Here is a 13,270-nt window from a genome sequence, read left to right on the forward strand (position 1 = left end):
GATCCAGGCGTCGCGTCTGGCGGCGCGACCAACCGGCGCAGCGACCATGCTCTATTCCGCAGCCGCATTCGCTATAGCCTTCGTCCTCGCCCTCGTGGGCACCGCCGTGCTCCGGCGGCGCTTCGGGGATTTCGTCTCGCGCGAGGCCAAGCCGGGCAAGGAGAAGATCCACCGCCTGTTCCCCAAGCCGCGCAAGCCTCTCGGCGGCGGCGCGAGCATGATGGTCGCATTCGCCGTCGGTGCGCTGGTCGCGGCGCGCATGCGCGGCGACGCGCCGCGGGGAATCGAGGCGGTCATCTCGGTCATCGCCGGCGCGTGGCTGTTCGCCGCCATCGGCATGACCGATGATCTGCGCAAGGCTCGGGGACTGGGCCTGTCCGAGCGCGCCAAGCTGCTACTGCAGATCGGCCTCGGCCTGGGGCTGGGGCTCTACCTGAAGCTGCGCCTGTCGGACGGGCAGGTCTATGTGCCGCTCGCCGGTCACTACCTCGAGCTGGGCTGGCTTTACGTGCCCTTCGCCGCGGTCGTCATCATCGCCACCTCCAATGCCGTCAACCTCACCGACGGCGTGGACGGCCTGGCGGCGGGGAGCGTGGCGATCGCGGGGGTGGCGTACTTCCTGGTCGGCCTCATCGGCAGCTCGCTGGTGCAATTGACGGCGCCGGCGCTCGTCGGCGCATGCCTGGGCTTCCTGGTATTCAACTATCCCCCGGCGCGGGTGATCATGGGTGATACGGGAGCGCTGGGCCTGGGGGCGGCGCTGGCGATGATGGCGCTAGTGTCGCTGAGCGAATGGACCTTGGTCCTGATCGGCGGCGTGTTCGTGATAGACGCCCTCTCGGTCATCCTGCAAACGGGGACGGTCAAGGTGGCGCGGGGGCCGCTGCAGCTTTTGCGCCATCGCACCGGCGAGCCGTGGCGGCCGTTCCTGTGCACTCCGCTGCACCATCACTTCCAGTGGCTGGGATGGCGCGAGGGGCGCATCCTGGCGCTGTTCTGGGGCACGGGCTTGGGGCTGGCGCTGCTGGGGGTGCTGGACTACCGGCTGCGGGCGGACTGGCTGTGGGTCATCGGGCTGGCCCTGATGGGCGCCTTTCTCGGCGGGGCGGCGTGGCACAAGGTGGCGCGCGCCAATTTCTTCCTGGGGCTGATGCCGGCGGACGACGGCGAGGAACTGCTGGCCCTGTTCCGGGGAGTGCCGCTGCGGGTGCTGGGACGCGCGCTCTATCGGTGCTGGCGGGTGACGCCGATCGTGGGCCGCGCGATGGGGCCGGTGGCGGCGGAGAATCTGTGGCGGCCGTTGGGAGAGATCGAGGCCGGGATCCTGCTGGGCAAGGTTTACGGTGAGCACAAGCTCTACGACCAGGCGCTGGCGGAGTGGGAGCAGGTGCCCGTGCGCAACCTGGTGTTGCGCCGCGACGTGGCCCTGCGGCTGGCGCGGATCTACTACGCGCGCAATCGCATCCTCGACGCGGTGCGACTGTGGGAGATGCTGCCCGCGGGTGCGGACGAGGCCGGCGGCCTGGGCGCCGTGGTGGCGCGCGCGAAGGCGCGGCTGGCGGACCTGGCGGGCAAGTCCTACCGGCAGGCCATGCGCTCGCGCGAGCGGGGCGAACTCGCCCAGGCGCGGCGGCTCAACCAGGACCTGCTGGAGCTGCTGGTGTACGAACGCGAGAAGATGGAGGCGCCGGGCGGGCAGGCGCGGTCGCCGCAGGACGACCGCCGGCGCAATCTCTTCAGGCGCATGGAGCGGGCGGTGCTGCGCCGCATCGCCGACCTCGACCAGCGGCTGCAGGCGCCGGAGGACGCAGCGCCGCCGCGACCGGCGCTGCCGCAGTGTGACGAACGCACGCGAACGATAGCGCGCCGGCTCGGGCTCAGCGGCGAGCAGTTCGCGCAGGCGTTCAGCGCCTGCCCTTACGGCACGCCGCGGGCGCGCTGGTGCGAGGAGGTGCCGGGGGCCTCGCGCAACGAGATCTACCGCCTCGACGCGCAGTGGGCGGGGCCGGCGACAATCATCGCCAAGTGCTACGATCCCGCGCGCATCCGCTTCTTCGCGGCCTGTTACCGGCGCGAGGCGGAGGTGGTGCGACTGCTGCACGAGTACGGGTGCGCGGTGCCGGAGTTCTACGGCGGCGCGCTCAACCGGCGACGGGCGGTGGGGTTCTTCGAGGACCTGGGGCCGGCGACCTTAGCTCAGCGGCTGGGCGAGGTCGGGCGCGAGCAGCGCGTGCGCGTGCTGGAGCGCGCGGTGGAGGCAGTGGCAGCCATGCACGCCACCGCCCGCCGCCACCTGCCGCGGCTGCGGGAGGAGATCCTGCGCATTGACAAAGAGGCGCTGAGCGAGCGCTACTACATGGACGCATTCAAGATCGCGCTGGGGCGACTGCTGGAGCTGGCGCGGGCGGACCTATCGGTGGATGAGTGGGGCATCATCGAGGGGCAGTTCAGGGAGGTGGCAGCCATGCTGGCGACTCAACCCAGGACCTTCATCCACTTCGAGTTGACGCCGCACCACCTCGCGCTGCGCGGGGCCGCCTTCGTCGCCTTTGACTTCGAGCAGGCCACCATCGGCCCGCCGGAATTCGACGTGGTGGCGCTGCTGCGCTCCCCCGACAGCGACCTGACGGAGCCCGAGGTGCAGCGTTTGCTCGGGCGCTACCACGAGGCGGTCGCCAAGGCCGAGACCGAGCCGCTTCCCCCCGGCGCCCCCGCGGCCGCCGACTACGCGGCGCTGTTCAAGGGTTTGAGCTACGCCGGGGCCGCCGCCAATTTCGCGCGCAAGTTCGGCGCCGAGGCATGGCTGGGGCGGCTGCGCTGGTACCTCGATGACTGGTCGGCGGTCGCGCTCCGCACCTCCGCGCTCGCCGACACGGCGCACATCGTGCGCTCACGCCTGGAGTCCATGCTGCCCCCCGCCAACCCGGATCAGTTATGATTCGGGTTGGCGCCCCGACATGTCGGGGCGGTCAGCGTTCTACGCTCTCCTTTCGGGAAGCAGGGCGCGCGCCCATGCTTGCGCGCACAGTGCGCGGCACTTGAGTACATTCGGGGCGCGTGGGGATGAAGACCGCGCGTCCCCCTCACCGGCGTGGATGCACTACCGCGCGCACTTCGTGGGTCTCATTGTCGTCGTGGGGCGGGATGATGTTGCCCGCGAGCTGCTCCCCGTCGCAGGTGAGCGTGACCTCGCCGCAGCATACGCCCCTGGGCTTCTCGATTACGATGTGATAGGTGGCTCCGCGGAAGGGCCGCGTGACCTCGGCGCGCTCCCACTCGCCGGGCATGCAGGGGTCTATTCTCAGGCCGTCCCACGCCGGGTGGACGCCCAGGATCCAGTCCAAGCACGCCCGCCACATCCACGCCGCGGTGCCAGTGGCCCACGAGAACTCCCCCTGACCGAAGTCCTCGGAATCGGGCCCGCACACGAACTCGGAATAGACGTAGGGCTCAGCCTTGTAGACGTCGGGTTCCTCGCCGCGGGTGATGAACGACGTCCGCCGCCACAGGTCGTAGGCGCGGTCGCCGCGTCCGAGCTTGCATTCGGCGATGATGGCCCAGCACACGGGGTGGTTGAAGATGGTGCCGTTTTCCTTGGTGCCGGGGGCGAAGCGGGTGATGATGCCGATCTCGGGATCGGGCCGACGGTAGGCGGGCAGGAACAGGCACGGGCCGTAGGGGGTGTCGAGATGCTCCGCCACCGCGTCCAGGCACCGCCGCGCGCGCTCGTCGGCGGCGATGCCCGCGATCACGCACCAGGTCTGGGCGTTGAGGAAGATGCGGCCTTCCTCGTCGTGCGCGGAGCCGAGCACTCGGCCCTCATCCGTGGTCGCGCGAATATACCACTCGCCGTCCCAGCATAGGTCATTGACGCGATCGGCGAGCAAGGAGCACTCGGCGGTGTAGCGCCGCGCCCGCCGCTCGTCGCCGCGGCGCTGCGCGAGCTCGCGCACCTCGTGCAGCATCCAGCACAGGTGGCCGGCCACCATCACGCTCTCACCGCGCCCCTCGCGTCCCACGAAGTCGAGGCCGTCGTTCCAGTCGGCGGCGCCCATCAGCGGCAGGCCCCGTGGGCTGAAGCGGCCCAACGTGTAGTCAATCGCCCGCACCAGGTGCTCGTAGACCGTTCCCTCCGGGCCGTCGTGGTAGGGCACGCGCGAGTCCAGGAGGCCGAACTCGCCCGTCTCCTTGAGGTAGAAGACCATGCCCAGAGCGAGCCACAAGGGGTCGTCGGAATGCCCACTCTTGACGCCGATGTCGGTGCGCGGGTCCCAGTTGTGCAGGCAACTACCGTCGGAGAACTGGTGGCGCAGCAGGTAGAGCATGCGCTGCCGGCTCCACCGGGGGTCGTTGGGCAAGACCCCGAGCAGGTCCTGCCAGCTATCGCGGAAGCCCACGATCGAGCCCCCGCCGATGTAGTAGGAGTCCATGCGCGACCAGTGCGCGGTCACCCACGCCTGGTACTTGTTCCAGATGTTGACCGACAGGTCGAAGCGCGGGTCCGGAGTCCGCACCCGGACCCGCGCAAGGTAGGAATCCCAGTATGACTTGACCTGCGCCACGGCGGCGGCGCCCGCGCCGCGCCGGCGGTACTTGCGCACCAGGCGCTGGACGCCCTCGCGGTCGAAGGCCACGCCCAGGATCGCCGCCAGCTCGCGCTCCTCGCCGGGGGCCAGCGATAGGTTGTGCTGGAGTGCCGCCGCCGCCGCCTTGCCGCTGGCGGCGGTGTTGGAGCACGCCCCTCGCTCCACCGCCAGCGGGCAGTGCCACGAGCGGTACATGCCGATGAAGTCCTCCTCCGAGGTGTCGTAGCCGTGCACCTCGAAGTCGCCGGCGAAGAAGGCGAGCTTGTCCCACGCCTCATTGGGCGGCAAGCCGTCGCGCGTCGGCTTGTTCCAGTAGCGCGAGGTGGCGTGGATGATGCCGTCCGCGACCCAGGTCTGGGTGAAGAGCTCGGCGAAAGCGTGCTCGGTCAGGTGGTAGGCGTAGTTGCCCAGGCACCAGTCGGCGTAGAAGAAGAGGTTGAAGCTGCGGGGCTGCGCGCCGGTGTTGCGCAGCTTGACCAGCCACAGCTCGAGGTCGTCGTCGCGTGGCACGACGAACGTGACTTCGCCCTCGAGGTCGAAGTACAGCGAGCGCACCCAGGTATAGCCCTGACCGTGGCCGCTCTCCCAGCGCTCCGGCTCCACCATCGTCGGCTGCCACGTCAGCCCCCAGCAGTGCTTGGGGTTATCCGCGTCGCGCACGTAGATGTAGCGCCCCGGGCGGTCGCGCAGCACCGCCAGCGACGGGTACCCCCCCAGGATGCGGTCATACCCCGCGCTCTCGTAGAACGAATAACCGCCCCCCGTGTGCGAGCACAGGGCGCAGTAGTGTTCATTCGACAGGTAGTTGATCCATGGCCGCGGGGGGGAGTGGGTGGTTATGAGGAACTCCCTGCCGTCATCGCTGAAACGACCGTATTGCATAAGGCCTCCCCGAAGCCGACGGAATGCCGCTCCGCCGACCCGCACTCTCACTTCGCCGGGCGCGAACGTGCCTTCGACCTTGCCCAGGGCAGACCTTGCCAGCGCGGCCGCACAAGGCGCCGCGATCTTGGCACCGTTTTCGCACCTGCGATGGGGTCAAGTAGAGAGTAGCGGCGCCCGGCCGCGCGTCCTGGCAGCTCAGAGATAGCCCAGCGTCCGCAGCCACTCGCGGATGTCGGGGTCGAGCTCGCCCTCCTTGGCGGGAGGCGCGCCGCGGATATAGGTTTGGCGCTCGGCCCACGCCCGCCACAGCGCCGACAGTCGCTGCGCGAGCTCGGGACGACGGGTGATGAGGTTCCGGCGCTCGAGGGGATCCGCCTTGAGGTCGAACACCTGTACCAGACGGCCGCGGTCATTGAAGATGCCCTTGGCGCCCGGGATCTCCACCGCATGCTGAATCCGGGGCAAAGCGAGGCACGTTGAAAAAGCGGCCGGGCGCGCGTTGGCGCGGTCGCCGAAGATCACGCCCGAGGCGTCCAGGCCCTGCACCTGTTCCTGCGGCATCTGGAACCCGCACAGCGCGCCCAGGGTCGGCGCCAAGTCGCTGAGTTGGATCAGGCTGTCCACCTCCGCCGCCGCGCCCTTCACCCCGGCGGGAAAGCGCAAGATCAGCGGCATGTGAGTCATCTCATTGTACACGGTATTGCCGTGCAGGAACTGCCCGTGCTCGCCGAAGGCCTCGCCGTGATCAGCCAAGAGGACCAGCACCGTCTTGTCGAGCAAGCCCCGCGCGCGCAGGTCGTCCACCAGTCGCCCTACCGCCCAGTCGGCGTAGGCCAGCGCCTCGTCGTACATGTCGACCATATGCGTGACATCGCGCGGCGACAGCTTGAGCACGTCGGCATCGCGCTGCAGCAGGAGTTCGCTGGTCGGCGGCAGCGCCCCCCGGTAGTTCCGGTCGAACCGGCCGCGAAACGGCCCCGCGCGCTCGTAGGGGTGATGGGGCGGCATGATGTGGACGTAGAGGAAGAAGCGCTCGTCCCGGTTGTCGTCGAGCCATGCACCCCAGGCCTTGCGCAGCGCGGGGACGCTGCCCTGCGCCGGGTCGCGGTCGAGGATGACCTGGAAATGGTCAACGCCGTCGCCCAAACCGTGGCCGCGAATGATCATCCCGCTGCCGGTGATAACGGCCGTGCGCATGCCCGCCGCGCGACAGGCCTCGGGCAGGGTCACCAACTCGGTCGGGATGCGCATGGAGGCGGTGGACACGCCGTGGGTATCGTAGTACTGGCCGGTGTACAGCGAGGTAATGGCGGCGAGGGTGAAGGGGGCATCGGTCACGGCATGGGTAAAGCGCGTGCCGTGCGCCGCCACGCGGTCTATCTCCGGCGTGGTGGGCCGGTCGTAGCCATAGCAGCCCAGGTGGTCCGCGCGCGCGGCGTCGATGACACAGATCACGATATTTGCCGCGCCGCAAGCCTCCTGCGCCGCGGCAAGGTTCGCGCGCGCAGGGGGTTCGGCCTCGGGCCAGCCGTTGGTGGTCATGCTGCGCGGGCACCCGCCGCCCGCGAGGGCGGCGCAGACCAGGGCCAGCGCGCCCAGGATCCGCGCCCAGCCAGGGCCGCGCGGGAGACTGGGAAGAGTGAGCGCTCGAGTGGCGAGTCGGTTCGTCCATGACCCGGGAGTGAGCCAGTCCATGTCGCGTCTAGCGCTCCCGCGCCATCTCCGCCAGGCGCAACCCGATCTTCCGATCCTCGCCCTCGCGGCGGATGGTTATCGTCAGCTTGTCCCCAGGGCGTTTGGCGCGGATGATGCGCGCGACGTCCTCCCTGCGTCGGACCGCGCGTCCGTCCAGGGCCACGATCAGGTCACCCTGGCGCAGCCCCGCCCGCGCCGCCGGCGTATGGGGCAGCACGCGCTCGACGACCGCGCCCGGTTGCGTCCGCGGCGTCCCGTAGGCGATGCCCAACCACGGGTAGGAGACCTTGCCCGCCCGCACCAGCTCCGGCAGGACGGCCTTCACGGTGTCGCTCGCCACCGCGAAACCGATGCCCTTGGCATAGGGCACGATCGCGGTCGGCATTCCCACCACTTGCCCGCGCAGGTCAATCAGGGCCCCGCCGCTGTTGCCGGCGTTGATTGCCGCGTCGGTCTGCAGCAGGTCCGTCACCGCACTCGCCCCCTCGCCGGCGATGGTACGGCCCTTCGCGCTCAGCACGCCCGTCGTCACCGTGTTCTCCAGTCCGAAGGGGTTGCCGACCGCGATCACCCAACTGCCGACCGCCAGCGCCTCCGAGCTGCCCAGCTCGGCCTCGGGCAGATTCCGCCCACGGATCTGCACCACCGCGATGTCGGTGACCACATCCGCGCCCAGCAATCTCCCGCGCAAGCTGCGCCCCGACGGCAGCACCACCCAAATCGCGCGCGCCCCTGCCACCACGTGAGCGTTGGTCAAGACATAACCGTGCCGCCCATTGACGATCACCCCTGAGCCTTGGCCGGGGTGCGGGAAGAGATCCTGGGGACCCCCAAACAGCCCCGGCAAGAGCGCTCCCGGCCCGGCCCCCGCCGTCGTGTCAATCCGCACCACCGCCGGCGCCACTCGCGCCACCGCCCGGCTGATATCCTCCGGCAGCGCCCCCGCCGCCCCCAGCCGGTAGGGGCGAGCGCCGCGCTCGCGCACCATCCGCCACGTTACCGCCGTGACCGCAATGACCACGAGCACGATCACCACCAGCACCGCCGCCAGGGCTCGCCCGCGGCGGTCGCTCACATCATAAACAGGCAACAGCGTTTCTCCTCGACACGGTGTGCCCAACATCGCAAGGCTACCAACGCCAGCCTCGCGTGTCAAGCGAGCGCGTTACGCAATGAGGTTGGGGGCGGCGCGGTACGCGAGGACCCAACCATGGCGGTACGGCGGATGGCGGAGGAGCGACGGTAGATCAGCGCCTCCGGCGCGCCGCGGGCTTGCCCTTGTGCCACAAGCCCGGCATCATCTGGCGCGCTTCGCCGGTGCGCTCCAGCTCCGCCAGCTCACGCTGCGCCTCCGACTGCTCCACCCCCAGGCGCAGTCCGATGTCGTGCGCGGTCGCCACCACGTGAGGATTGCGCTCCAGGAAACGGCGCACCAGCGCGCCCCCGCCGCCCTGCCCCTTGGACCCCTGTGCCGGCTCCGTCCCAACCTCGTCGTGGAGCGCCCGGCGACTGCGAATACAGCCCTTGGGAATGATCGCCCCGTAGTTGTTGGGGGAGTCGCGCCGGCCGCTCAGGTCCACGTCATCCGCCAGCACCACATATTCGGGCGTTTCCCGGATGACGAAACCAACCGACACCTTGAACAGCCGCTGCGCTTCGAAATCCTGGTCGAGGGTGAAACGGGAGACGATGGTCACGTCCTCCCACTCGATCGCCTCAAGGCGCCACGCCATGGTCCGCTCCTGCCGGCGAGCGCTCGCCTGCTCAAATGCGAAACGTCCCCCACTTGCTTCGGGGGACGTTCATCATGCCCGTGACTGCTGTCTTACCCACGGCTTCGATTCCATCCGGTGATGACGCAGGCACCCGCAGTGTACCATAGCCCCACCCGGCCGTCAATCGTCAGCCCATGCTCCACAGGAGCTCCGGTTCGCGCCGATTGCGCGCGGTGGCGTTGGCGGGTGCCCGAAAGCCCGGGCCCTGTCGCCCCGCAGGACAAGCCACAAGGAGTTTGACCCCGCGGAAGGGAAACATGGATAGTAAAGCGGCACAGGCGCGGTCTCCGGCCAGCAGCACGCAGTCGGCAGTGGCCTGAGCAGGCCGGGGAGGGCGCGATGGTGCCGCATCTTCTTGCCCCGGACGGTGCCAGCGACCCAGCGACGCCGGGGCGAGGGACCTATGGGAGGCGGTAATGGGTACCGAGGTCGAGCCCCAGGCCCCATGCCTGGCGGCGTGTCCGGTGCACACCGACACGCGCGGCTACGCTGAATGCATCGCCGAGGGACACTACGAGGAGGCCCTGGACCTGCTGCTGGCGGCCAACCCTTTCACCTCCGTCTGCGGGCGCATCTGCCATCACCCCTGCGAGCAAAGCTGCCGCCGCGCCCAGGTTGACGCCCCGGTCGCGCTGCGCCAGCTCAAGCGCTTCGTGGTCGAGGCGACCGGCGACTATCGCCAGCGCCGCCGCGCCCCGGTCGAGCATACGCGCTGCGAGCGCATCGCTATCATCGGCGCCGGCCCCGCGGGCCTCACCGCCGCCCACGATCTGGCGCGCGCGGGCTTCGGGGTGACCGTCTTCGAGGCTGCCGACACGCCGGGCGGGATGCTGGGGCAGACCATCCCCCGCTATCGGTTGCCCTACGCGGTGCTGCGCGAGGACATTGACGACATCCTGGCGCTGGGGGTGGAGCTGCGCACCCGGTGCGCCGTCGGCAAGGAAGTCCAGCTCGCCCAACTCCAGCGGGACTTTGACGTCGTGCTCATCGCCACCGGGTTGAGCGAGAGCCGCGCCCTGGGGGTGCCGGGGATTGACAGCCGTGGGGTGCTGCTGGCCTTGCCGTTTCTGCGGGCGGTGGCCGCCGGCCGGCCGCCGGCGCTGGGGGAGCGGGTGGTCGTGATCGGCGGCGGCAACGTCGCCATGGATGTCGCGCGCTCGGCGCGGCGGCTGGGGGCGGGCGAGGTGACGGCGGTTTCACTGGAGTCGCGGAAGGAGCTGCCGGCCTGGGACTGGGAGGTGCAGGAGGCGCTGGAGGAAGGCGTCAAGCTGGCCCCGTCGTGGGGCCCGCAGGAGGTGCTGGCCGAGGACGGCGCCGTCACCGGCATCGTCCTCAAGCGCTGTGTGCGCGTGTTCGACGAGCAGGGCAAGTTCAGTCCGTCGTTTGACGACAGCGAGACGACCGAACTGCCGGCCGACAGCATCGTCCTCTCCATCGGGCAGCGGGCGGATCTGGCATGCGTGGAGGGATCGCAGGTCGCCACCCGCCCGGGCGACCGGCTCCAGTACGATCCGGAAACGATGGCGACCTCCGAGCGCGGCGTCTTCGCCTGCGGCGAAGTCGTCACCGGCCCGGGGGCGGCGGTGGAGGCGGTGGCGGACGCGCATCGCGCGGCGCGGGCGATCTCGCATTTCCTGGACACCGGCGAGCTGCTGCGGCAGGCGCCCAAGGAGGAGTTGCCGGCGCTGAGCGAGCTGCCGGACGACGTGCTGCGGCGCGTACGCAGCCGGGGGCGCGTCGAGGTGCCGCTGACGCCGGCCGAGGCGCGCGTGCGTGATTTCTCCGAGTTCGAGCCGTGCTTCTGCGAATCCGAGGCCTGCGCCGAGGCGCGCCGGTGCCTGGCTTGCACCGCCGGGGCGGTGCCGGACGAGGAGCGCTGCGCCGCCTGTCTGACCTGCGTGCGGGTGTGTCCGTTCGGCGTCGCCACGGTGACCAGCACGGCGGCCATGCCGGCGGAGAAGTGTCAAGCCTGCGGCCTGTGCGCGGCGGTATGCCCGGCAGCGGCGATCGCGCTCAAGCGCTTCGACCCCGACCGCCTGGGGAGCGAGCTTCAGCACCTGGTGGGGGCTCTGGAGGCGGCGGCGCCGCCCACGCTGGTGGTGTCGTTCGGCTGCCTGTTTGCCACTACCAGTCGGCGCTTGCTGGAGCAGACCGCGCAGGAGGTCAAGGACACCGGCGTGGCACGGGTGGTCGTGCCGTGCGTGGCGCGGCTAAGCGTGCCGGACCTGCTGAAACCGTTCGAGATGGGCGCCGCCGGGGTGTGCGTCATCGCCTGTGCCGAGGGTGACTGCGCCTATCCGACCGCCGACGAGCAGTTGGCGATGAGGGTCGAACAGGTACGGCGCATCTTGGACGAGTTGGGCCTGGGCCGCGAGCGGTTGGAGCTGGCGCGGACGGTGGGGACGGCCGAGGCCTCCTGGCCCACCATCTGGGATGACTTCAAGACAAGGCTCGAGCGCGCCCCGGTCGAGCAAAGAGGCGAGGCAGAATGATTGTAGCGGAAGCAAAGTCACTGAGTGAGGTCGAGGGGTTCGTCCGGCAGTACAGCAAGGTCCTGGTCGTGGGCTGCGGGGAGTGCGTGACCGTGTGTCACGCGGGAGGTGAGAAGGAAGTCAAGACCGTCGCCGGCGCGCTGCGCATCGCCGCGCGCCGGGACCAGCGCGCGCAGGAGCTGGTGGAGGACTGCGTCACGCGCCAGTGCGAGCCGGAGTTCGTTCAGCCGATCATCGAGCTGGTGGAGCGCGAAGGCATCGCCGCCGTGCTGTCGTTGGCCTGCGGGGTCGGCGTCAACTTCCTGGCCGAGCGGCTGGGCGAGGTGCCGGTGTTTCCGGGGGTGGACACCAAGTTCTACGGCGCGTGCACCGAGCCCGGGGTCTGGGCCGAGATGTGCGCGGGCTGCGGCGAGTGCGTGCTGCACCTGACGGGAGGGATTTGTCCCGTCGCGCGCTGCGCAAAGTCCATCCTCAACGGCCCGTGCGGGGGCAGCAACCAGGGCAAGTGCGAGATCAGCCCCGACGTGGACTGCGCCTGGGCGCTGATCATCGAGCGCATGCGGAAGCTGGGTACGCTCGACCGGTTAGCGGAGCTGACGCCGGCGCGGGACTGGTCGCACTCGGCGCACGGCGGACCGCGCCGGGTGGTGCGCGAGGATCTGCGCCAGATCGCGGTCGAGGGTGAGGAAACGGCGGAAAAGGAGAGCGTGGCGGCATCATGAACAGCGGCAGCAACCTGGAGCGGGTGTTGGCGGCGGGGCATTTCGCGGTGACCGCGGAGATCGGCCCCCCCATGGACTGCAACGCGGAGGTGGTGCTGGAGAAGGCGCGCCTGCTCAAGGGCTACGCCGACGCCTTCAACATCACTGATTGCCAGACCGCGGTGGTGCGCATGTCGAGCCTGGCCTCGGCGGTGCTCATCATGCGCGAGGGGCTGGAGCCGGTGCTGCAGATGACCTGCCGCGACCGCAACCGCATCGCCATCCAGGCCGACCTGCTGGGGGCGGCGGCGCTGGGGATTCGCAACTGCCTGTGCATCGCCGGCGACCATCAGTCCTTCGGCGCCGCCGGCAGACTCAAGGGCCACCCCGGCGCCAAGAACGTCTATGACGTGGATTCCATCCAGCTGGTGTCCATTCTCAAGGGCTTGCGCGACGACGGCCGCCAGCAGGGCGGGGACGAGATCGAGCTGCGACCGCCGTTCTTCATCGGCGCGGTGTGGACGCCCATGGGCGACCCCATTGACTTCCGGCCGCTGCGCCTGGGCAAGAAGGTCGCGGCCGGCGCCGATTTCATCCAAACCCAGGGCGTCTACGACATGGACCTCTTCCGGCAGCAGATGGCGCGCGCCCGCGACCTGGGGCTGCACGAGCGGACGGCCCTTCTGGCCGGTATCATCGTCCCGCGCAACCTGGGGATGCTCAAGTACATGGACAGCGCGGTGGCGGGGGTGAGCGTGCCCCAGGAGCTCATGCAGCGCATGGCCCGGGCGCGCGACGCTGCCGGCGACGACAAGCAGCAAGCGCGGGGCAACCAGGAGCAGGAGGGCATCCGCATCAGCGTCGAGCTGATCGAGCAGGCGCGGGAGATCGAGGGCGTGCGCGGGGTGCACCTCCAGGCCATCGAATGGGAGCGCAAAGTGCCCGAGATCGTGGAGCATGCGGGGCTGCTGCCACGCCCGGTCGTCGCCCCTGAGTGCGGGGGGTGAACGACCGCGGATGTAGGGGCAAGGGATGCCTTGCCCCTACGAGATCGCGCCCGGGTGTGCGCCCAGCCATCCCAACGAGAAACGGTCACCCCCGGGATCGCATTAGGTGGAACCTGGGCCTCTTGACTC

At 69.9% G+C, this 13,270-nt stretch carries 8 protein-coding genes; 4 read left to right on the forward strand and 4 right to left on the reverse strand.

Annotated elements, in window-relative coordinates; all coding sequences use genetic code 11:
* The first annotated feature begins 46 nt into the window (after positions 1-46).
* A complete protein-coding gene (locus VM221_12180) occupies positions 47-2,938 on the forward strand; it encodes a phosphotransferase (protein ID HUT75577.1) in 2,892 nt (963 codons plus the stop codon).
* Between the two features lie 145 nt (positions 2,939-3,083).
* On the opposite strand, the gene VM221_12185 is transcribed toward VM221_12180, so the two are convergent.
* From VM221_12185 to VM221_12200, 4 genes are all read right to left on the reverse strand, one after another.
* Complete coding sequence (locus VM221_12185; protein ID HUT75578.1) at positions 3,084-5,468, reverse strand: glycosyl transferase family 36; 2,385 nt, start codon at positions 5,466-5,468, stop codon at positions 3,084-3,086.
* A 198-nt stretch (positions 5,469-5,666) separates the two neighbouring features.
* Positions 5,667-7,013 (reverse strand): sulfatase, encoded by a 1,347-nt coding sequence (locus tag VM221_12190; GenBank protein HUT75579.1) that lies wholly within the window; start codon positions 7,011-7,013, stop codon positions 5,667-5,669.
* 160 nt (positions 7,014-7,173) lie between these two features.
* Positions 7,174-8,256: a trypsin-like peptidase domain-containing protein gene (locus tag VM221_12195; GenBank protein ID HUT75580.1), complete on the reverse strand. Its 1,083-nt coding sequence runs from the start codon at positions 8,254-8,256 to the stop codon at positions 7,174-7,176.
* Positions 8,257-8,413: 157 nt separating this feature from the next.
* On the reverse strand, positions 8,414-8,899 hold the full coding sequence (locus tag VM221_12200) for a hypothetical protein (GenBank protein ID HUT75581.1): 486 nt from the start codon (positions 8,897-8,899) through the stop codon (positions 8,414-8,416).
* A 458-nt stretch (positions 8,900-9,357) separates the two neighbouring features.
* Between VM221_12200 and VM221_12205 the strand changes: the two genes are divergently transcribed.
* The 3 genes from VM221_12205 to VM221_12215 are packed head-to-tail and all read left to right on the forward strand — an operon-like array spanning position 9,358 to position 13,141.
* Positions 9,358-11,433, forward strand: coding sequence for an FAD-dependent oxidoreductase (locus VM221_12205; GenBank protein ID HUT75582.1), 2,076 nt, complete (start codon positions 9,358-9,360; stop codon positions 11,431-11,433).
* Positions 11,430-12,155: a methylenetetrahydrofolate reductase C-terminal domain-containing protein gene (locus tag VM221_12210; protein ID HUT75583.1), complete on the forward strand. Its 726-nt coding sequence runs from the start codon at positions 11,430-11,432 to the stop codon at positions 12,153-12,155. Before VM221_12205 ends, VM221_12210 begins: the two co-directional genes overlap by 4 nt.
* Positions 12,152-13,141 carry a methylenetetrahydrofolate reductase gene (locus VM221_12215; protein ID HUT75584.1) on the forward strand — a complete coding sequence of 330 codons (990 nt, stop codon included), beginning with the start codon at positions 12,152-12,154 and terminating at the stop codon, positions 13,139-13,141. The genes VM221_12210 and VM221_12215 overlap by 4 nt, the downstream gene beginning before the upstream one ends.
* The last annotated feature ends 129 nt before the right edge of the window (positions 13,142-13,270 follow it).

This window comes from Armatimonadota bacterium (genome assembly GCA_035527535.1).
Lineage (GTDB): Bacteria > Armatimonadota > Hebobacteria.